This is a genomic window from Rhizobium sp. RAF36 (assembly GCF_052114105.1).
Taxonomy (GTDB): domain Bacteria; phylum Pseudomonadota; class Alphaproteobacteria; order Rhizobiales; family Rhizobiaceae; genus Rhizobium.
Genome location: NZ_JBFREC010000002.1, coordinates 152,626 through 171,493, shown reverse-complemented (window position 1 = coordinate 171,493; position 18,868 = coordinate 152,626). Strand labels below are relative to the sequence as shown.

Below are 18,868 nucleotides of genomic sequence, written 5' to 3'. Positions count from 1 at the left end.
ATCGATGATCCGCCTTGCCCCCTCTGTCCGCCTTATTCCCATTATCGCCGTTCTTTACGCTGCGGCTCCCGGCGCAATCATCCCTGCCGATGCAGCGCCGAAGACGACACTCAATCTCGGCATGGGCGTGGAACCGACCGGGCTCGACCCCACCATCGCGGCGCCTGTGGCAATCGGCCAGGTGACGTGGCAGAACGTCTTCGAAGGCCTCGTCTCGATCGACGAGAGCGGCAAGGTGCGGCCGCAGCTCGCCAGGAGCTGGAACGTGTCTGCAGATGGCCTGACATACACATTCAAGCTGCAGAGCGGCGTTACCTTCCACGATGGTGAAATCTTCGACGCGACCGCGGCGAAATTTGCGCTCGATCGTGCCCGTGGCAAGGACTCAGTCAATCCGCAGAAGCGATTCTTCGCCTCGATCGCGTCGATCGATACGCCGGATGCCGAAACGCTCGTCCTGCATCTGTCTGCACCCACCGGCAGCCTGCTCTACTGGCTCGGCTGGCCGGCATCGGTGATGGTCGGCCCGAAATCGGCCGACAACGACAAGACCGTGCCTGTGGGGACCGGGCCGTTCAAATTCGTCAATTGGGCGAAAGGCGACAAGGTCGAGCTGGCGAAGAACGAGACCTACTGGAACAAGCAGGTTTCGGTGAAGCTCGACACGGTGACCTTCCGCTTCATCGCCGATCCGCAGGCGCAGGCAGCAGCCCTCAAGGCCGGCGATATCGATGCGATCCCGGAATTCGCGGCACCGGAGCTGATGAGCTCATTCGATGGCGACCCGCGGCTGACGACAAAAATCGGCAACACCGAACTCAAGGTCGTCGCCGGCATGAACAACACCAGGAAGCCCTTTGACGACAAGCGGGTCCGCCAGGCGCTGATGATGGCGATCGACCGGCAGACGGTAATCGAGGGCGCGTGGTCCGGTCTGGGAACGGCGATCGGCAGCCATTACACGCCGAATGATCCCGGCTATCAGGACACGACGGGCGTGCTGGCCTATAATCCGGAGAAGGCCAAAGCACTGCTTGCCGAAGCCGGCTATCCCGAAGGTTTCAGCTTCACCGTCAAGGTGCCGCAAATGGCCTATGCGCCGCGCAGCGCGCAGGTGATGCAAGCGATGTTTGCCGAAATCGGCGTGACGATGAACATCGAGCCGACGGAATTTCCCGCGAAGTGGGTGCAGGACGTCATGAAGGACCGCGCCTTCGACATGACCATCGTGGCTCACGCCGAACCGATGGATATCGACATCTATTCGCGCGATCCCTACTACTTCAACTACAAGAACCCCGGCTTCAACGCCCTGATGACAAAGGTGCAGCAAACGGCGGACCCGGCCGAGCAGAACCGGATCTACGGCGAGGCCCAGAAAATCCTGGCAGAGGACGTGCCGGCGCTTTATCTCTTCGTGATGCCCAAGCTTGGCGTGTGGAACAAGAAGCTGACGGGCCTTTGGGAGAACGAGCCTATTCCTTCGAACGTTCTGACGAATGTTTCATGGACGGAATAATCGGTATTGTCGGTTAGCAGCGGTACAGACGATCTTGGGTTGGTTAGATGCCGGAACTTGTTTGCGCCCTTCATCTTTCCTCACTCCTGTGCTTGTCACAGAAATCCAGTGCGCTCCAGTCCTGGGGCGCGAGAGACCGCGGCGACGCGCGGTGGCTGGATCGCTGTGACAAGCAAAGGGATGAGGGAGCGTGGAGAACCCACCTAGCCCTTGCCAGGGCGGCGATCGCATGATGCATCTGCTTGCCCGCCGCATCGCCGGTCTGCTGCTCACGCTGGCTATCGTCTCCTTCCTGATCTTCGCGGTGATGGATCTGCTGCCGGGTGATCCCGCATCGATCATGCTGGGCACGTCGGCAGCGCCTGACACGCTTGCAGCCTTGCGCCATGAACTCGGGCTCGATCAGCCGCTGATCCTCCGCTACGGGCATTGGGTCGCCGGCGTTCTCAGCGGCGATCTCGGCCAATCCTATACCTATGGCGTTCGCGTTGCCGGGCTGATTGCCGAGCGGCTGGCTGTCACCCTGCCGCTGGCGATCTTCGCGATCGCTCTCTCGGTGACGATTGCACTGCCGCTCGGCAGTTTTGCCGCGGCCCGGCGCGGCGGGATCGCCGACCTCGTCGCAACCCTGTTTTCGCAGATCAGCATCGCCGTTCCCGCTTTCTGGGTCGCCCTGCTGATGATCATTCTGTTTTCGACGTCGCTCGGGCTGATGCCGGCCGGTGGTTTCCCGGGATGGGGAAATGGCATCTGGGCGGCACTGCACGCGCTCGTGATGCCCGCCGTGGCACTCGCCTTGCCGCAGGCCGGCGTGCTGACACGGGTAACACGGTCGGCGGTGCTCGAGGTGCTGCACGAAGACTTTGCGCGCACGGCAACGGCCAAGGGGCTTTCATCCGCCGCCGTGCTCTGGCGGCATGCGGTGCCGAATGCGCTGGTGCCCGTCATGACGATCCTCGGGCTGCAGTTTACCTTTCTGGTCGCGGGGGCAGTGCTGGTTGAGAACGTCTTCAATCTTCCCGGTCTCGGACGCCTGGCGCTGCAGGCGCTGGCGCAGCGCGACATCATCGTCATGCAGGACGTCGTGCTGTTCTTTGCGGCGCTGGTGATCGTCATGAATTTTGTCGTCGACATGTCCTATCTGGCCATCGACCCGCGGCTGCGGAGGGCGGCGTGATGGCAAACATCTCTGCGGGCACCATGCTGCCGGTCAGAAAAATTAGCCGGCAAATTACATTGCCTGCTGGCATATTGATCGTTGGCGCGCTGGTGACGGTCGCGGTCCTGTCCCTGTTCTGGACGCCGCTGCCGCCGGCGAAAATGCAGATCGTCCACAAGCTTCAGCCGCCGCTCGCCTATGGTTTGCTTGGCACGGACCAGTTCGGGCGCGACGTGTCGTCGATGCTGATGGCCGGGTGCTGGAATTCTTTATCGATCGCCCTCACTTCCGTTGCTATCGGCGGCGCGATCGGCTCGATCATCGGCATTTCCGCCGCAGCGATCAGGGGCATTTTCGAAGCCCTGCTGATGCGGGCCTGCGACGTGATTTTCGCCCTGCCCCCGATCCTTTCGGCGATGATCCTCGGCGCGTTTCTCGGAACCGGGCGCTTCACGGCGATCATCGCGATTGCCGTCTTCATGATCCCGGTTTTCGCGCGCGTGACGCTGGCGACCGCGCTGCAGGCCTGGAGCCGCGATTATGTGTTGGCGGCACAGGCGATCGGCAACAGCCGCCTGACGATCTCCTTGCGGCACGTGGCGCCCAACATCATGAGCCAGATCATCGTGCAGGCGACCACCCAGCTGGGGCTGGCGATCCTGACAGAGGCGGGCCTCAGCTTTCTTGGCCTCGGCATGGCGCCGCCTGCGCCGACCTGGGGGCGCATGCTGGCGGATTCGCAGACCTTCATGGGGGCGGCACCGTGGCTGGCAATCCTGCCCGGCCTGGCCATTGCGCTCGCTGTTCTCGGCTTCAACCTACTCGGCGACGGCCTCAGGGACTGGCTGGACCCGCGGCAGCGTTAGAACGGCCGGCGGTAGCCGTTTGGCTGCTCATAGAGCCAGCCGATGCGCTCGACCGCTTCCTCGAAATTCTCGCGGGCGACGGTCATGGTGTGACCATTGGCATGGATGATGGTTTCCGCATCCTCCATGACAGCCACATGCCCCTTCCAGAACGCCAGATCGCCGCGGCGAAGCTCGGAGCGGTCGATCGGTGTGCCGAGGCCTGCTGCCTGCATGTCGGTATCGCGCGGCGCGGCGCGGCCGGTCATCAGCAGCGACAGCTGGACGAGGCCGGAACAATCGATCCCGAGGCCGGAGCGCCCGCCCCAGAGATATGGCGTGTTCAGGAACTGCAGGGCGATCTCCACGTAATCTGCATCCTTGCCCGAGCCGATCGGCTGCAGATGCTTCGAGAAGATAGCCGTGCCATCGGCAAGCAGGTGATAGTGATTTCCCCTGGCTTCCGCCCCGCCGGTAATGTGCACGCGGCTGCCCATGGACAGGACCGACCGGTAGGGTTTGCGAAGCTCAGGCTCCTGATAGACGAAGGTCCGCTGGACGTTGACCACATGCGTGGGCTCGGAAGCCGCCGTTGTCAGCATCTCTTCCGGCATGTAGCCGACATAGCCATCGGACGCCGCCTTCAGCCAGCACCAGCCGCCGGAGCGCTCGAAGATCGTCACGTCTTCGCCCATCAGCAGTTCGGTATCGATACCGCGCGCGAGATCGGCAACCGGGCGAAGCGGCGCGACCGGAACGGCGACACGTGCCGGAGAGCCTGAGACGAAGCGCGCGGCCTCGACCTTGCCCTCAAGCGAGGCATCGGCGAGATCCGGCCTGTGGGCATTGAGACGCCGGTCGAGCATGGTCATGACAGTCCCTTCAAGGCGAAAGCTTGCGGCCCTGCTCGCGCACGAGATCGCCTAGCTTTTCAAGATAGAGCGCACCGCCGACGGTGCGCTTGATGATGACATTACGCCGATCCGCGTCGTCGCGCACCCTGTCGACCAGCCCCATTTCACCCATCGTATCCAGGGCGCGGGTGATGACCGGCTTGGTCACCTCAAGCGTGGCAGCAAGACCGCGAACGGTGTGTGGCGGCGGCACGAGGTAGATGTGCAGAAGGATGGCCATCTGCCGAAGCGTCAGGTCGCGATTATCATGGCGCACCTGATCGAGGGCGACGCCATGCCAAAGCCCCAATGCCTGCGAGGCAGTCAGTTCGATCGGCACAGGCCCTCCGGAGATCGTTACGCTAACGTTCCTATTGTCCGCAGCGCGGGCGCATACGCAAGAGGCGGCAAAATCTGCCGCCTCTCAGGGTGAATAAAATTTTAACGATCGCCTCAGAGGCTCTGGCGGATATGGTGATAGAGCGCGCGGATCGCCTGCGCCTCGCCGCCGCCCGGGGAATGCGCCCGTTCCGATGGCGCCCAGCCGTAGATGTCGAAATGGGCCCAGCTCTTCGTCTTGCTGACGAAACGTTTCAGGAAGAGTGCCGCGGTGATGGCACCTGCCATCCCGCCGGCCGGCGCGTTGGTGATGTCGGCGAGCTTCGAGCGGATGTCCTTGTCATAGCCCATATAGAGCGGCAGACGCCAAAGCGGGTCGTCCGTCTCCAAGCTCGCTTCGGTCAGGTCGTGCGCCAGGCTCGCATCATCCGTGAAGAAAGGCGGCAGATCGGGGCCGAGGGCGACACGGGCGGCACCCGTCAGCGTTGCCATGTCGATCAGCAGATCAGGAGATTCTTCGTCAGCATAGGTCAGCGCGTCGGCGAGAATCAGGCGGCCTTCCGCATCGGTATTGTCGATCTGGACGGTCAGGCCCTTGCGGCTCTTGTAGATATCGCCAGGGCGGAAGGCGTTGGCGGAGATCGAGTTTTCGACAACAGGAATGATGACGCGCAGATCGACCTTCAGCTTGGCGTCCATGATCATCAGCGCCAGACCCATGACGTTTGCAGCGCCGCCCATGTCCTTCTTCATCAGCAGCATGGAGGAAGATGGCTTGATGTCGAGGCCGCCGGTATCGAAGCAGACGCCCTTGCCGACCAGCGTGACCTTGCGATGGCCCTTCTTGCCCCAGCGCAGCTCCAGCAGGCGCGGCGCATCGGCGCTGGCGCGGCCGACAGTGTGAACCAGCGGAAAATTCTCCTTCAGCAGGTCATCGCCGATGATGACGGACATTTCCGCCTTGTAGTGCTCGGCAAGGCCGCGGAAAGCTGCCTCAAGCTGCTCCGGTCCCATGTCGTTGGTCGGCGTGTTGATCAGGTCGCGGGCGAGGAACACGCCGGCAAGCTGACGCTTGATATCGGCGGCATCGGCATCGCGCGGGATCATCAGTGTCGCGGCGGCCGGCTTTTCGGAGCGGTAACGATCGAAGCGGTAGCTGCCGAGGCCGAAGCCGAGCGCCAGACGGTTGGCCGTCAGCGGCGCGGTTTCGATATGCCAGTCGCCAGCCGGCAGCGAGCGTGCCAGCTTTCCGGTGATGTAGGGCTGTTCGGAAGGATTCGTGCCGAGACCGAAGAGCGCGCCGCCGAGATGGCCTTCGGCCGTCGGGATCAATAGCAGAGAGCCGCTTTCGGCACGATAGCCGGCCTTCTTTGCCCAATCGAGAGCGATCGGATCGATGGTGCCGGTTTCGATATGGGCAGGCGTCACTGCGAAAATCGGGAGTGTCGAGCCGCCCTTGTTGTTGAAAGGCGTCGGTCTCTCGATAAATTGATAGGGGGCCATTGGAGTCCTTCGGCGGTATCCGGAATCGTTTCTTAACGGTCTGTTAGGGTTAACAGACTATTGCTGGAGCGAAGATTGCGTCACACCTTTCCCTGTTCCGATTAGAGGTCAGGCGCCTGTTTCTGAATTCAGGAAAGCGCGATGCCTCGTTTGGCCACCACTTCGCTCAAGACCCGTCTCCTGCAGGGTGCCGTTGTGGCGCTGGTCGGCCTGACGCTCGCCGGCTGCACAACAACCAAAGACAAGATGACCACCGGATCGATCCCCGCTTCTGCGAAGCCGGTCGAGACGATGGACGTCAACGAAATGCGGTCTGCCACCGAGCGTGCCGGACAGATATACGAGAAAAACCCGCGCGATCCAACCAATGGCGTCTATTATGCGAGCTTGCTGCGCTCAGCCGGACGTGACGCTCAGGCGCTGGCCGTCATGCAGCAGGTGGCGATTTCCAATCCGAGCGACCGCAACGTTCTGGCCGCCTACGGCAAGGCGCAGGCGGCGGCCGGACAGCTTCAGCAGGCGCTCGACACCATCAGCCGCGCGCAGACGCCCGACCGGCCCGACTGGAAGCTGGTTTCAGCCCAAGGCGCAATCCTCGACCAGATGGGCAAGGCCAGCGAAGCACGGGCGCGCTATCGCGACGCGCTGGATATCATGCCGAATGAACCCTCGGTTCTTTCCAATCTCGGCATGTCCTATGTACTGACGGGCGATCTTCGCACGGCGGAAACCTATATGCGGCAGGCGGCAGGCCAGCCTAGCGCCGACAGCCGCGTCCGCCAGAACCTGGCGCTCGTCGTCGGCCTGCAAGGACGCTTCCCGGAAGCCGAGCAGATTGCTAGGCGCGAACTCTCCCCTCAGCAAGCCGACGCCAATGTCGCCTATCTGCGCTCGATGCTTTCGCAGCAGAATTCCTGGCAAAAGCTTGCTTCGAAGGATAGCCAGGCGGCGAACAACACCAACTGATCCGGCGATTCTCTATCGCAGGGTCACCCCCGCATAGATCAGGCGCAGGCCAAGTCCACCCATGACGACGCCGGCGGCACGGTCGATCCATGCCTTTGCCGCCAGATAGGCCTGCCGCGGTCCGCGGGCCGAAAAGGCCAGCGCGACCACGGTGTACCAGCCCGTCTCGATGGCGAAAATTCCGATCGGCAAGCCGACGACGACGGCGAGCGGAACGGATTTCGGCAGAAAAGCTGCGAAAATGCTGGCATAGACAACAATGGTCTTCGGGTTGCTGAGCTGCGTCAGAAGTGCTGTCGAGAAACTGCGCCGCAGCGATGATCGTCCCTCGGCAACACCTGTCACCTCAAGAGGCTCCGTGGCTCCCTGCCAGATGCGATAGGCGATGTAGACGAGATACGCGCCGCCCGCGATCTTCAACACGAGATAAAGCCACGAGAATTGCGTCAGCAGCGCGGTCAATCCGGCAAGCGCAAGCGCGCTGAAGATGACGCCGCCGATGCCCATGCCCAGGGCGGCGCAGAGGCCGTCGAGGCGCGATCGGGAAATGGCGATCCGGGAAACGACGACAAAACTCGGACCGGGGCTCATTGCCCCGATAAGCATGGCCGCGAAAATACTGGCGAGAATGGCAGCAGGTGACATGGGAGCTCCTTGGTCACCGAAGAGCGCAACAGCTGCTCTTCCGGTCGATCAGGCTCCATGGCTAGACGGGTTGGCCGCGCTCTTCAAGCACCTCAGAAGCGATCGGCGACCTGGATACCGGCTGGACCGAGGATGACGGCGACCAGGACCGGCAGGAAGAACAGGATCATCGGCACCGTCAGCTTCGGCGGCAGAGCGGCCGCCTTCTTTTCCGCCTCGTTCATACGCTCGTCTCGGCCTTCCTGGGCAAGAACACGAAGCGCCTGCGAGATCGGCGTGCCGTAACGGTCGGCCTGGATTAGGGCCGCCGTGACCGAACGGACGATATCGATCTGCGTTCGGGTGCCGAGGTTTTCGAGCGCCTGACGGCGATCGGGCAGGAAGGACAGCTCTGCGGTCGTCAGGACCATTTCCTCGGCGAGCGCTGGCGATTGTTCTCCCAGTTCTTCCGAGACACGGCGCATCGCAGCTTCGATCGAGATACCCGATTCAACGCAGATCAGCATCAGATCGAGTGCATCCGGCCAAGCGCGCTTGATCGAGTGCTGACGCTTGCCCATACGGTTGGAGATGAAAATATTCGGAGCGTAGAAGCCCAGATAGGCGGTTCCGATGACCACGAGAAGCCTGATCGGGAAAGGCTTTTCGATCATGTGGCCAAGGCCGAAGATGTAGAATGCGGCGCCCGCAAGAAACACAAACGGCAAAAGGAAACGCGCCACGAGAAAGGTATTCAGCGCATTTTCAGACCGGAAGCCTGCGGCCTTCAGTTTGTTCATGGTATTTTCGTCGACCAGCGCTTCGCGCAGATTGAAACGCTCGACGATCTGGCGAACGGAACGATTGTTCTGCGTTCTCAGCGAGGCCTTGCTCGACGTGGTATCGGAGTTCATTCGCGCGCGTTCACGTGCCCGGATCTGATCGCGTTCGGTCGAAACAGCGCGCATGCGCTTATTGAGATCGCCGCGCTCGAAGAAAGGGACTGCAATCGTATAAAACGTTGCGAAAACGGCGATCGCGACGAACAGCGCGACCAGCATGGACGGATCTGTCAAACGTGATGCAAGATCTGAAGACATGGCTTGCTTCCCTCTCCGTCAGATATCAAAACTGACCATTTTCTTCATCACGAAGATGCCGATAGACATCCAGAAGGCCGACAGACCCATGATCAGATGGCCGCGCGGATCAGTAAAAAGGATCATCATATATTGCGGGGAGCTCAGATAGACGAGCGTCGCGACGATGAACGGCAGAGCGCCAATGATGCAGGCTGAGGCCTTCGCTTCCATTGACAGAGCCGAGACCTTTGCCTTCATCTTCTTGCGATCCCGAAGGACCTTGGAAAGATTGCCGATCGCCTCCGAAAGGTTACCACCGGCCTGAGACTGAATGGCAATGACAATGGCAAAGAAACTGACTTCCTGTAACGGCATATAATTTGTCATACGGGCGCAGGCATCGGGCACGCTGAGACCGAGCTGCTGCGATTCCACGACGCGGCGGAACTCAGTCTTGACCGGATCGCGGCCTTCGTTGGCGATCAGTCTGATGGCATCGTTGAGCGGCAGGCCGGACTTGATCGAGCGGACGATGACATCGAGCGCATTCGGAAACTCGGTCAGAAAGTTGTTCTGACGGCGCTTGATCAAGAAGCTCAGTATCCAGCGCGGCAGACCGAGGCCCGCAATGACGGGCACAGCCAGGACCATCAGTGTGGGAGCGCCCGCCAGGAAGGCAATCAGCATCAGGAAAAAGCCGAAGCCTGCGCTGAACATGTAGAATTTCGCCGGGGTGATAGCAAATCCAGCCTGCGTCAGACGCGATTTCAGAGAGAGCTTGCGCTTGTGGTTCTCCTGCTGCCGCTTCTCGAGATCCTTCAGGTTGTCCTGCACCGACTTGCGGCGTTTGGACATTTCCTGAACGCGATCGCGCGCCGCCTTGACGTTCGACCGGTCTGCTTCGGCCGAACCGACGCGGCTAACGCGGCTCGCGGCCTTTTTCTCGGTCTCCATGCGGGTGAAGAGAAAGCTGTAGCAAACGGCCCCCGCGGCGATAGCCACGAGGAGAATTATGCCAAGGACGATGGGATCAAAACCAAACATCACGCCCCCTTCGACTTCGTTTCCATTTCATCAAGGGCTGCGGCAAGCCGCTTCTCTTCGTTGTAGTAGCGGGCGCGATCCCAGAAATTCGGCTTGCCGATGCCCGTGGACATGTGACGGCCAATCAACCGGCCTGCAGCATCTTCGCCATCGATCTCGTAGCGCATCAGGTCCTGAGTGATGATCACATCGCCTTCCATGCCGATCACCTCGGTGATCGCCGTGATGCGGCGCGAACCATCGCGAAGGCGGGCCGCCTGAACGATGACATCGATCGATCCGGCGATGATTTCGCGGACGGTCTTTGCCGGCAGGCTGAAGCCGCCCATGGCGATCATCGATTCGATACGGCTCAGGCATTCACGCGGCGAGTTTGAGTGGATCGTTCCCATCGAGCCGTCGTGGCCAGTGTTCATCGCCTGCAGAAGGTCGAACACTTCAGGTCCACGCACTTCGCCGACGATGATGCGTTCAGGGCGCATACGCAGGCAGTTCTTGACCAGGTCGCGCATGGTGATCTCGCCTTCGCCTTCGATATTAGGCGGGCGGGTTTCGAGACGCACGACATGCGGCTGCTGAAGCTGCAATTCGGCCGTGTCTTCGCAAGTGATGACACGCTCATCGCGGTCGATATAGTTCGTCAAACAATTGAGAAGTGTGGTCTTGCCGGAGCCGGTACCGCCCGAAATGACGACATTGCACCGGACGCGGCCGATGATCTGCAGCAGAGTTGCGCCCTCGGGCGTGATTGCGCCGAAGCGAACCAGCTGATCGAGCGTCAGCTTGTCTTTCTTGAACTTACGAATCGTCAGTGCCGGGCCATCGATTGCCAACGGCGGCGCGATGACGTTCACACGCGAACCATCAGGAAGGCGCGCATCGCAGATCGGGCTCGATTCATCGACGCGGCGGCCGACTTGGCTGACGATGCGCTGGCAGATCGACAGCAATTGGCCATTATCGCGGAATCGGATTTCCGATTCGATAGTCTTGCCGCCGACTTCGATGAAGGTCTTCCCGGCGCCATTGACCATGATGTCGGCAATATCGTCGCGTGCCAGCAACGGCTCCAGCGGGCCGTAACCCAGGACGTCGTTGCAGATGTCCTCGAGCAGCTCTTCCTGCTCCGAGATCGACATCGCGAAATTCTTTATCGTGATGATGTCGTTGACGATATCGCGAATTTCTTCGCGGGCACTTTCGGCATCGAGTTTGGCAAGCTGAGACAGGTCGATCGTATCGATCAGCGCGGAGAAGACCTGCGCTTTGGTGTCGTAATATTCATCCGTGCGCGCCGGGCGGCGACGCTGCGGTGTCTGCATCGGCGGCGGCGTTACCTGGGAGCGTGCGGGTTCGCGGTTCGGTTCGACGATGACGCTCGGAGAGGCCGACGGCGAAACAGCAGCGGCAGCCGGCGGCGGCGGGGCTGCAACGCCGCCGGCCTTTCCGAAACCCTCATTTCCGCGTTTTCCGAACATGCCAGATTCCAATCTACACTTTTACGTCTGTCACTTGCCGCGCTTCAAAAGCCCGAGAAGGCTGCCGCGTTTGGCCTTCTTGAGGGCAACCCGGCCGGTGACGATGTGGGCAACCTGCGAGAAGGTTTCCGCCGTGGGTGATTTCGCATCCATTTCGGAGATCATCCGGCCGCTGTTTGCAGCGTTTCCAAACAGATTGATATCGAATGGAATGATCGCGATCGGGTCGATCTCCAAAGGCTCGCAGAAGTCACCCGGGGTAATTTCCGGACGTTTGGGCATGCCGACCTGATTGAGAATGAGATGCGGTGCCTTGTCGTTTGGCCGCACCTTGCGCAGGGCGTCGAGCATATTCTTGGTGTTGCGCAGGTTAGCCAGGTCTGGTGCGGCGCAAATCACCACCTCGTCGACCGAGCCAAGGACGGAGCGCGTCCACTCGGACCACGTATGCGGAACATCGAGCACGGTTATAGGTGCATTGCGCTGCAGCACATCGAGGACAGGCTGGAAGGCCTGACCGTCGAAATCATAGACCCGGTCGAGGAGAGATGGAGCCGCAAGCATCGACAGGTGTTCGGAGCACTTCGTCAACAGCCGGTCCAGGAAAACTTCGTCGAGCCTTTCAGGCGCGAAGACCGCTTCGGCAATGCCCACCGTTGGATCCTGGTCGAAGTTGATGTTGGCCGTTCCATAGGGAAGATCGAGATCGGCGAGGATCGTTTCCGTCGAGAACAGGTTGGAGATGCCGAAGGCGCAGTTATGGGCGATCGTCGAGGCTCCGACACCACCCTTGGCGCCAATGAAGGCAATGCTCTTGCCGAGCGGCTCGGCGTCAGGATCGACAAAGATTGCCGCCATAGCCGTCATCAGATCCGGCATGGCGACCGGCTGGACGATATATTCGGAAATCCCGTTGCGGATCAGATCGCGATAGAGGGAGATGTCGTTGTAGTAGCCGACAACGACGACCTTGGTCGAGGGATCGCAGACACTTGCCAGCGGCGCGAGCTCAGCCATGAGGCTCGCAGCATTCGCCTTTGTTTCCAGAATGATCAGATTCGGTGTCGGAGTGGTCTGAAACATATTCGCAGCGGCCGCAATGCCGCCGCTCGTTATGCGCAGGCTGACCTTCGACATGCGGCGATCGTTGCCGCAGCGTTCCATCGTTTCCTGAAGACCTTCGCTCTCGCAAAAGGCGTGAACCGAGATACGCGGAAGTGGCCGCATATTCTCGAGCTCGGCCATGCGAACCGCTTCTTCGGCATTGCGAAGTTCGGTCGTGTTCTTGATCTCGTAATCGACTGCGCTCATTCGTTCAATTCCGCATTAGAAGTCGGAGCTACCGTTCGTCTCGATGGTCGTGCGATAGGTGCGATATTCGGTGATGGCGTCGTTACGCCGTGCCGCGTCGATCGGCGTCATGCCGCGGGGCGCGATGAAATCTTCCGGATTGGCGACCTGGGCAGCCAGATTGTTCTGATAGGCGCAACCGAAATTGTAATAATTCTGGTTGTCGAAGCCGCCTCCGATATCCTTTGGCCACTGGCCGCATTGGGTCGTTACGGCCGTGGTCCCGGTGAAGGTCAGACGGATCGGGGCTGCATCGCCGCCGCCTGCGGCCGCATAGGACGCATAAACGATCTTTGATGTGGGGATACCGCGCGAGGCGAGTTCGGCGCGCACCTGCCCGCGAACCTGGCTGACGGCAAACGCATTTGCCGAGCCCTGCGGTGACATCAGATAGACAGGACCGGATGCGCGCGAAGTATAGGTTGCCGCAAAGCCCCGGATCAGATCTCGCTGAGCAATCGTCAGACGGCGGTCCGTGGTTGCGACAGGAATATCTACGGCCTGTTCGGCTTCGGTAACGACGATGGGATGACGCTGACGATAGTCATCTGGGATGCCGCCGGTGGTGAGATTGTCACGCGGAGCAGCGCAGCTTGTCAGCGCGGCCGCAGCGAGCAGACCGGCCGCCGTCAGTAATTTCGATGCGCTTCTTTTGATCTTCGTCATATCGGCCACCGCCTGATTGGGCTTCGTCATGATTGTGTCCCACCGCATCGTTTTCATTTGTAGATAAACCCGATGGAGCCGTGGAACTGAGCGTCGGCAACCGGCGCCTCGCGGCCGCCGTAGACCTTGTTCACCCGGTTCATGAAGAACGCCTGGCCATCATTTTCCGGGCTGAAATTGTCGTCGGGACGGTTGAGCAGATTGCGAGCGACCGGACGCACGAGATAGGGCGTCGCGATAATGACAAGCTCGGTTTCCTCACGCTGGACGCTGCGCTGGCGGAACAACGTGCCGAGCAGCGGGATCTTGTTGACCCCCGGCGTGCCATTCGACGTCTGCGCGACGTTATCGCGTATCAGGCCGGCAAGCGCGATGGAGCCGCCCGAAGGCAGTTCGACTGACGTTTCGGCAGAGCGGCGCTGATAGGTCGGAGCAGATCCGGTGGCGGACGGTGCTGGTTCGGAAACGTTCGTCTTGATTTCCAGGCTGATACGGCCAGAGGAAAGCACGACAGGCTTGAACGCCAGACTGATGCCGTAGTTATACGGAACGACAGTGGTATTTCCGTCATTGTCTGTCGTCGAGTACAGAACCTGGCCGCCGGAGTTGAAGGTTGCCGCCTGACCCGAGATCGCGGTCAATGTCGGCTCCGCCAGCGTGCGAACCACCTTGGCCTGCTCTAGCGCGCTCAGATAGGTCGAAATATCATAGCGGCCGATCGACGACTTGAAGAGAGCCGCGAGGCCGCCGCCGAGCGTAGCTGCGGACGAATTGGCAGTCGGCGAACCCAATTGTGCGACGTTGAGCCCCGAAGAGTTCGAGATGAGATTGTCAAAGCCGATCTGCTTTAGGATCTCACGGCGCACTTCGGCAATCGTCACCTTCAGCGTGACTTGATCCTCACCCTGGATCTGCAGCAGGTTGACCACTTGCGACTGCTGCCGGGCTTCAGCGAACAATGCGACGTCGCCCTGCTGTGCGGTACTGGAGGCGGTTTCCGTGCGCGTGGTCGCTTCACCGCCCTTCAGGAAGGCCTGCGCCAGATCGGCAGCCTGGGTCGCGTCCTGCGGCGTACGGACCGTTCCCGTCAGGACGATGTTGTCCGAGACGATCTCGACATTGATATTCGAGTCCTGAATGAAGCGCTTGAGATTGGCTTCAAGACCGGAGACATCGCGCTCGATCTCGATGTCGAGGCTGACGACTTCCTGACCGTCGCCGCCGAAAATGAAGATATTGGTCTGGCCAACCTTCTTGCCGAACAGATAGATACGGCGCGACGTCCGCGTCACGGCATCGGCCATCGAGGGATCGGAGACGAGGATATCGTGCGCATCCTCCGGCAGGTCGATGACGACCGCCTTGTTGAGGCCGATCTTGAGACGGCGATGTGCGCCGGGCCCCGTTTGCGAGATACGGACAATACCATCGGAATCAGCAAATGCGCTTGAAGCGCCAAGAATTGGTGCCATGAAACCTGGCGTCAGGCCCGTGACGGCTGTGGTCAGCGACAGGAAGCCGGTGAGCAGAAGTCTGGTGCGCCGCATTGTCTTGGTCATCTCAACGTCCTCATTCTGCCTTGGGCCCACTGCTGTCGGTAACGATCGATCCAGACTTGATGACCTGAACCAAGGCGTTTCCGTTGTCGCCGCTCAGGAGATAGTCAGCGGCGCTCGTATCCTGATCCTGCGCGTCGGCAATCGAGCGCAACGCCAGCGACAGCCGGTCCGCCATCTGCTGCGCAACGACGAGGACCTTCGTCTGATCAGGGGTGAGCTCAAGTGTGGCAGTCGTACCAACGACGGCCTTTGAGCCATCGTCCTTCTCCTGAATCTGCTGGTCGATCGCAAGAACCCGAACATTGCTCAGAACCGTCTCAGTGATGAACTTCTCGGTACCCGTGCCCTTGCGGACCATGATCACGTCGACGCGGTCATTGGGGAGGATGAAGCCGCCCGCTCCTGTTGCAACCGAGATTTCAGTTGCAACGGCGCGCTTGCCGGCAGGCAGAAGAGCCGAGAGAATGCGGCTGTTGGAATCGGCGACCTTTTCAGGCCGGATCGGTTCGCCTTCGAATATCGGCAGACGGACGACGGCGCCCTGCAGCTCCTTCAGAGCATCGGGCTTGTCCGTTTCTGTGATGAAGCCCTGCACGACGCCGCCCTGTGGCCAGGACATCCAGTGCACGGCCTTGTCATCGATGCGGGCGCCAACGGGAAGATTTGAGCTGGAGACGAGGACATTGACCGTCGGCTCTTTCTCAACGACCGACTGAACCTGGGTGACGACACCACCGCGTCCAGCGAGCTTCATCGCCAAAAGGCCGGCCAGGCCGGCGGCGACAACGGCCACTGAAAGTATGAGAAGACGCGCGGGCTTCATCGATCATTCCTCGAAACGATGCATATTCGTCCCGCAGAATGGTCAGGAATTGGTATAATTATAGTTAACGGAAGCCTTACATTTTAAGTTAACGGGCGATTAAAACGCCGCTATTTCAGGGCTTCCAGGGTTGCCACAAAGATTGGCGAAGACGGGAATGCAATAAAACCTCCCGCTGCGATCGCAATACCATATGGAATCTTCTTGGCGAGAATCAGCGAATTCGGGACCGGCACACCGATCGCCAGGATGGTGTTAGACTGCGTTCTCAGCAAGAGGATGGCGAAGGTTAGCAGTCCGCCGAACAGGCCAACAGCGGCGATGAACATGACAAGCGAGGGCGTGAAGCCGAACCACAATGCGGCGGCAGAAAGAAGCTTCGCATCGCCTCCACCCATGACGTTCATGGCGAACAGCGCAAAACAGGCGAGAAACACAGCGGCACCGGCAAGCAGTGAAAGCCCGATTGCATCAAAGGGCATACCGGTCAGCGGTGCAGCGATCAGGAAACTGCCAACGAGAACGAGCGACACCCGGTTCGGGATCGTCATCGTAAACAGATCGGAGAGCGCGGCCACTGCCAGGCAGAATGGAAAAATCACGAACACGGCTGCAGCAATCATGTCTCACCCCCGAAAAGGAAAAGGCTCACGTCTCAGGTGAGCCTTCGCACGGCATATCTTTTGAAGATCGCCTATCAAGCTGCTTACTTGGAAGCGGCCGTAGCGGCGTTGCTCATCTTCGTGCTCAGGTTCTGGAACACGTTGTTGATGTTGGTACCGAGGCTGGTTGCACCGGCGATGAGCGCTACAGAGATGAGCGCTGCGATCAGGCCGTATTCGATTGCGGTCGCACCAGATTCGTCCTTCAGGAAACGGCTTACAAGCTTGGTCATGTCTAACTCCTACTCCAGTTGATGTTCAGCACGTCCGCCAACTGTTTGCCGTTGATCGGATTGGCTCAACCTAGCGAGGCGCTGTTTCAATCGGCTTAAAGAAGAGGGTTACCAGACTGTTAATGCTAAAGTAGAGCCGCTCATGGTAATCAGTTTCTTAGCGGATATATTATCATTTTATCTATGCATGAAAGACGTTCACCGCCAAGCATTCACGGCGTTACATTTCAATACAACAGCCAGTCCCGGAATGGCACGCTCCCCGCTGATGCCGGCGGGAACGTCCTATTTCGGGATGCTGCGAGCCGCAATTTGGCGAAATCAGAGACTTTTAAGTCTTCATTCACCAATTTTTTCCATGCTGTTGAGAAATTCTGCAGAAATTCAAGAGAGAGTTCCATGTCATCACGCGGCAAGAGTGTATTGGTCGCCTGCATCGCTGCCTTGCCGTGGTTCGCTCTTTTGCAACCCGCGTCAGCGGAAGAAGACATGCTGCGGGTTTACATGGATCACGCGCGCGTGCTGAAGCTCGACCGGGCGGTCAGCAAGGTCATCGTTGGCAATGCCAAGGTTGCCGATGCGACGGTCGCCGATTCCAAGACGATCGTGCTGACGGGGCGTAGCTTCGGAACGACCAACATCGTTCTGCTGGACATCGATGGAAACGCTATCCTCGACCAGACGATTCTGGTGTCGATCGACGAAGGTAACACCGTCCGGGTTTATCGCCAGACCGATCGCTCGGTTCTGTCCTGCTCACCGGCCTGCGAACAGCACACGCAACAGGCCGCGACCGAAGCAACAGGCGGCTAGCATATCGGCCTCGGTCGCCATCCGTTAAATTGTTGCTTCGCTCTGAAACGGAAAATCAACGATCGCTCCCTAGGATCGGTGCATGACAAACTCGCCCCAAAGCGCAATTCCCTGCCCGCAGGACCAGCCTGCCATGCCCGGCACGAAGAAGCGCGGGCGGTTTAGAGCGTTCGCGCGTTCCAAGGACGGCTCTGCAGCGATCGAATTTGCACTGCTCGCCATTCCCTATTTCATGGTGATCTTCGCGATCATCGAAACCTTCGTCGCCTTCGCGGCCGAAGAGCTGGTATCCAACGGCGTCGATACGATGGCCCGCCGCATGCGCACCGGCCAGATCACATTCAGCTTGGGCCGGGCCACGGACGTGGCTGACGTGAAGGACTTCAGGCAGCGGTTCTGCAATGAGGTTTCCATCCTCATCAATTGCTCCGCTGCCGAGGTGGCAACGCCGAACAAGCTCTGGCTCGACGTCCGGACATTCACGAATTTTTCGGACATGCCGGTAACCATTCCGATGAACGCAACGGGCCTCGATACAACCGGGATCCAGTATAGCCCTGGCGGCTCAGGTACGAAGAATATGATACGTGCCTATTACAAATGGCAGGTCATTACCGATCTGGTCCGCCCCTATATTACGCCCTATCGCAGTTCGACCGGCGCCCACCTCAATGAATTCCTGATCGTTGCCACCGCAGCTTTCCAAAACGAGCAATACCCGTGATGGCCAGCGCGCTCCAATTCAGAATCAAGTCCAAGTTGGCCGGGCTTTTCGGCGATCGCAGCGGTGTTGGCGCTATTGAATTCGCAATCCTCTTTCCGATTCTCGTGATGCTCTATATCGGTGCCTTCGAGATCACGGTCGGGCTGAGCGTGAGCAAACGGGCAGCGCGCGCCGCGGGTTCTGTCGCCGACATCGTTACTCAGCAGCAGGGTGTCACGAAGACCTCGCTTCAGCAGATCACTACTGTCGCCAACGCGATCTTCGCGCCGTACAACACGTCTCAGATGCAGGTCAAGCTGACCGGCATCACGATGGACGCCAGCGCCAACGCGAAAGTGCTCTGGTCATGGGGAAATTCGACAACATCGGCACCTTATGCAACGAACTCGGCCGTTACGGGCGTTCCTGCCGATATGCAAAAGGCCAGCAGTTTTCTTGTTCGCGCCGAGTTGAGCATACCATACCAGCTCTTTGCCTTTAGCCCCGCTTTCCTGCCCGGCAATCTGCAGACGCTGACAATCCAGCGAACCTATTATTATCGCCAGCGTCAGAACGACAGCATCGCCTGCAGCGACTGCTGAGCCCG

General features: G+C 59.9%; 21 protein-coding genes. 7 read left to right on the top strand and 14 right to left on the bottom strand.

The annotated features are described in order from the left end of the window. The first annotated feature begins 4 nt into the window (after positions 1–4). The 3 genes from AB4Z25_RS06705 (at position 5) to AB4Z25_RS06695 (ending at position 3,544) form a co-directional block, all read left to right on the top strand. Positions 5–1,519 carry an ABC transporter substrate-binding protein gene (locus AB4Z25_RS06705; RefSeq protein ID WP_442207991.1) on the top strand — a complete coding sequence of 505 codons (1,515 nt, stop codon included), beginning with the start codon at positions 5–7 and terminating at the stop codon, positions 1,517–1,519. Between the two features lie 229 nt (positions 1,520–1,748). Then, entirely contained in the window at positions 1,749–2,696 is a 948-nt protein-coding gene (locus AB4Z25_RS06700; RefSeq protein WP_442207912.1) for an ABC transporter permease, read from the top strand. Further along, positions 2,696–3,544 (top strand): ABC transporter permease, encoded by an 849-nt coding sequence (locus tag AB4Z25_RS06695; protein WP_112540018.1) that lies wholly within the window; start codon positions 2,696–2,698, stop codon positions 3,542–3,544. Before AB4Z25_RS06700 ends, AB4Z25_RS06695 begins: the two co-directional genes overlap by 1 nt. Here AB4Z25_RS06695 and AB4Z25_RS06690 read toward each other — a convergent pair. From AB4Z25_RS06690 to AB4Z25_RS06680, 3 genes are all read right to left on the bottom strand, one after another. Next, on the bottom strand, positions 3,541–4,395 hold the full coding sequence (locus AB4Z25_RS06690) for a C40 family peptidase (RefSeq protein ID WP_112540016.1): 855 nt from the start codon (positions 4,393–4,395) through the stop codon (positions 3,541–3,543). The genes AB4Z25_RS06695 and AB4Z25_RS06690 overlap by 4 nt on opposite strands. A 10-nt stretch (positions 4,396–4,405) precedes the next feature. Next, entirely contained in the window at positions 4,406–4,756 is a 351-nt protein-coding gene (locus AB4Z25_RS06685; RefSeq protein ID WP_112385105.1) for a MarR family transcriptional regulator, read from the bottom strand. A gap of 113 nt (positions 4,757–4,869) precedes the next feature. Beyond that, on the bottom strand, positions 4,870–6,258 hold the full coding sequence (locus AB4Z25_RS06680) for a leucyl aminopeptidase family protein (RefSeq protein WP_112514224.1): 1,389 nt from the start codon (positions 6,256–6,258) through the stop codon (positions 4,870–4,872). 141 nt (positions 6,259–6,399) lie between these two features. On the opposite strand from AB4Z25_RS06680, the gene AB4Z25_RS06675 reads away from it, so the two are divergent. Next, positions 6,400–7,224 (top strand): tetratricopeptide repeat protein, encoded by an 825-nt coding sequence (locus AB4Z25_RS06675; protein WP_112540014.1) that lies wholly within the window; start codon positions 6,400–6,402, stop codon positions 7,222–7,224. A gap of 12 nt (positions 7,225–7,236) precedes the next feature. Here the strand turns inward: AB4Z25_RS06675 and AB4Z25_RS06670 are convergent, their stop codons facing one another. The 11 genes from AB4Z25_RS06670 to AB4Z25_RS06620 form a co-directional block, all read right to left on the bottom strand. After that, the gene (locus AB4Z25_RS06670) at positions 7,237–7,869 is read right to left on the bottom strand and encodes a LysE family translocator (protein WP_112540012.1); all 633 of its coding nucleotides are present in this window, start codon (positions 7,867–7,869) and stop codon (positions 7,237–7,239) included. Between the two features lie 92 nt (positions 7,870–7,961). Continuing rightward, the gene (locus tag AB4Z25_RS06665; RefSeq protein ID WP_112514227.1) at positions 7,962–8,948 is read right to left on the bottom strand and encodes a type II secretion system F family protein; all 987 of its coding nucleotides are present in this window, start codon (positions 8,946–8,948) and stop codon (positions 7,962–7,964) included. An 18-nt stretch (positions 8,949–8,966) separates the two neighbouring features. Continuing rightward, a complete protein-coding gene (locus AB4Z25_RS06660; protein WP_112540010.1) occupies positions 8,967–9,974 on the bottom strand; it encodes a type II secretion system F family protein in 1,008 nt (335 codons plus the stop codon). Continuing rightward, positions 9,974–11,452, bottom strand: coding sequence for a CpaF family protein (locus AB4Z25_RS06655; protein WP_112540008.1), 1,479 nt, complete (start codon positions 11,450–11,452; stop codon positions 9,974–9,976). The genes AB4Z25_RS06660 and AB4Z25_RS06655 overlap by 1 nt, the downstream gene beginning before the upstream one ends. A gap of 30 nt (positions 11,453–11,482) precedes the next feature. Further along, positions 11,483–12,763: an AAA family ATPase gene (locus tag AB4Z25_RS06650; protein ID WP_112514230.1), complete on the bottom strand. Its 1,281-nt coding sequence runs from the start codon at positions 12,761–12,763 to the stop codon at positions 11,483–11,485. Positions 12,764–12,778: 15 nt separating this feature from the next. Beyond that, entirely contained in the window at positions 12,779–13,498 is a 720-nt protein-coding gene (locus AB4Z25_RS06645) for a CpaD family pilus assembly protein (protein ID WP_112540006.1), read from the bottom strand. Between the two features lie 23 nt (positions 13,499–13,521). Beyond that, a complete protein-coding gene (locus AB4Z25_RS06640) occupies positions 13,522–15,027 on the bottom strand; it encodes a type II and III secretion system protein family protein (protein WP_112514231.1) in 1,506 nt (501 codons plus the stop codon). Positions 15,028–15,037: 10 nt separating this feature from the next. Next, positions 15,038–15,850, bottom strand: a complete 813-nt coding sequence (cpaB, locus tag AB4Z25_RS06635; RefSeq protein WP_112540004.1) for a Flp pilus assembly protein CpaB — start codon at positions 15,848–15,850, stop codon at positions 15,038–15,040. A 110-nt stretch (positions 15,851–15,960) separates the two neighbouring features. Continuing rightward, a complete protein-coding gene (locus AB4Z25_RS06630; RefSeq protein ID WP_112514233.1) occupies positions 15,961–16,473 on the bottom strand; it encodes an A24 family peptidase in 513 nt (170 codons plus the stop codon). Positions 16,474–16,556: 83 nt separating this feature from the next. After that, positions 16,557–16,745, bottom strand: coding sequence for a Flp family type IVb pilin (locus AB4Z25_RS06625; RefSeq protein WP_112514234.1), 189 nt, complete (start codon positions 16,743–16,745; stop codon positions 16,557–16,559). A 227-nt stretch (positions 16,746–16,972) separates the two neighbouring features. After that, positions 16,973–17,182, bottom strand: a complete 210-nt coding sequence (locus tag AB4Z25_RS06620) for a hypothetical protein (protein ID WP_162698795.1) — start codon at positions 17,180–17,182, stop codon at positions 16,973–16,975. Between AB4Z25_RS06620 and AB4Z25_RS06615 the strand changes: the two genes are divergently transcribed. From AB4Z25_RS06615 to AB4Z25_RS06605, 3 genes are all read left to right on the top strand, one after another. Continuing rightward, a complete protein-coding gene (locus AB4Z25_RS06615) occupies positions 17,145–17,558 on the top strand; it encodes a pilus assembly protein N-terminal domain-containing protein (protein ID WP_112514235.1) in 414 nt (137 codons plus the stop codon). The genes AB4Z25_RS06620 and AB4Z25_RS06615 overlap by 38 nt on opposite strands. Positions 17,559–17,691: 133 nt before the next feature. Then, on the top strand, positions 17,692–18,282 hold the full coding sequence (locus AB4Z25_RS06610; protein WP_112514236.1) for a TadE/TadG family type IV pilus assembly protein: 591 nt from the start codon (positions 17,692–17,694) through the stop codon (positions 18,280–18,282). Next, entirely contained in the window at positions 18,282–18,863 is a 582-nt protein-coding gene (locus tag AB4Z25_RS06605; protein ID WP_112514237.1) for a TadE/TadG family type IV pilus assembly protein, read from the top strand. Before AB4Z25_RS06610 ends, AB4Z25_RS06605 begins: the two co-directional genes overlap by 1 nt. Positions 18,864–18,868: the final 5 nt, after the last annotated feature.

Bases quoted from the DNA above. Each gene is read 5' to 3' on its own strand.
- AB4Z25_RS06705 (WP_442207991.1), top strand. From the start codon at position 5: ATGATCCGCCTTGCCCCCTCTGTCCGCCTTATTCCCATTATCGCCGTT.
- AB4Z25_RS06700 (WP_442207912.1), top strand. From the start codon at position 1,749: ATGATGCATCTGCTTGCCCGCCGCATCGCCGGTCTGCTGCTCACGCTG.
- AB4Z25_RS06695 (WP_112540018.1), top strand. From the start codon at position 2,696: ATGGCAAACATCTCTGCGGGCACCATGCTGCCGGTCAGAAAAATTAGC.
- AB4Z25_RS06690 (WP_112540016.1), bottom strand. From the start codon at position 4,395: ATGACCATGCTCGACCGGCGTCTCAATGCCCACAGGCCGGATCTCGCC.
- AB4Z25_RS06680 (WP_112514224.1), bottom strand. From the start codon at position 6,258: ATGGCCCCCTATCAATTTATCGAGAGACCGACGCCTTTCAACAACAAG.
- AB4Z25_RS06675 (WP_112540014.1), top strand. From the start codon at position 6,400: ATGCCTCGTTTGGCCACCACTTCGCTCAAGACCCGTCTCCTGCAGGGT.
- AB4Z25_RS06670 (WP_112540012.1), bottom strand. From the start codon at position 7,869: ATGTCACCTGCTGCCATTCTCGCCAGTATTTTCGCGGCCATGCTTATC.
- AB4Z25_RS06665 (WP_112514227.1), bottom strand. From the start codon at position 8,948: ATGTCTTCAGATCTTGCATCACGTTTGACAGATCCGTCCATGCTGGTC.
- AB4Z25_RS06660 (WP_112540010.1), bottom strand. From the start codon at position 9,974: ATGTTTGGTTTTGATCCCATCGTCCTTGGCATAATTCTCCTCGTGGCT.
- AB4Z25_RS06655 (WP_112540008.1), bottom strand. From the start codon at position 11,452: ATGTTCGGAAAACGCGGAAATGAGGGTTTCGGAAAGGCCGGCGGCGTT.
- AB4Z25_RS06650 (WP_112514230.1), bottom strand. From the start codon at position 12,763: ATGAGCGCAGTCGATTACGAGATCAAGAACACGACCGAACTTCGCAAT.
- AB4Z25_RS06645 (WP_112540006.1), bottom strand. From the start codon at position 13,498: ATGACGAAGCCCAATCAGGCGGTGGCCGATATGACGAAGATCAAAAGA.
- AB4Z25_RS06640 (WP_112514231.1), bottom strand. From the start codon at position 15,027: ATGACCAAGACAATGCGGCGCACCAGACTTCTGCTCACCGGCTTCCTG.
- cpaB (WP_112540004.1), bottom strand. From the start codon at position 15,850: ATGAAGCCCGCGCGTCTTCTCATACTTTCAGTGGCCGTTGTCGCCGCC.
- AB4Z25_RS06630 (WP_112514233.1), bottom strand. From the start codon at position 16,473: ATGATTGCTGCAGCCGTGTTCGTGATTTTTCCATTCTGCCTGGCAGTG.
- AB4Z25_RS06625 (WP_112514234.1), bottom strand. From the start codon at position 16,745: ATGACCAAGCTTGTAAGCCGTTTCCTGAAGGACGAATCTGGTGCGACC.
- AB4Z25_RS06615 (WP_112514235.1), top strand. From the start codon at position 17,145: ATGTCATCACGCGGCAAGAGTGTATTGGTCGCCTGCATCGCTGCCTTG.
- AB4Z25_RS06620 (WP_162698795.1), bottom strand. From the start codon at position 17,182: ATGCAGGCGACCAATACACTCTTGCCGCGTGATGACATGGAACTCTCT.
- AB4Z25_RS06610 (WP_112514236.1), top strand. From the start codon at position 17,692: ATGCCCGGCACGAAGAAGCGCGGGCGGTTTAGAGCGTTCGCGCGTTCC.
- AB4Z25_RS06605 (WP_112514237.1), top strand. From the start codon at position 18,282: ATGGCCAGCGCGCTCCAATTCAGAATCAAGTCCAAGTTGGCCGGGCTT.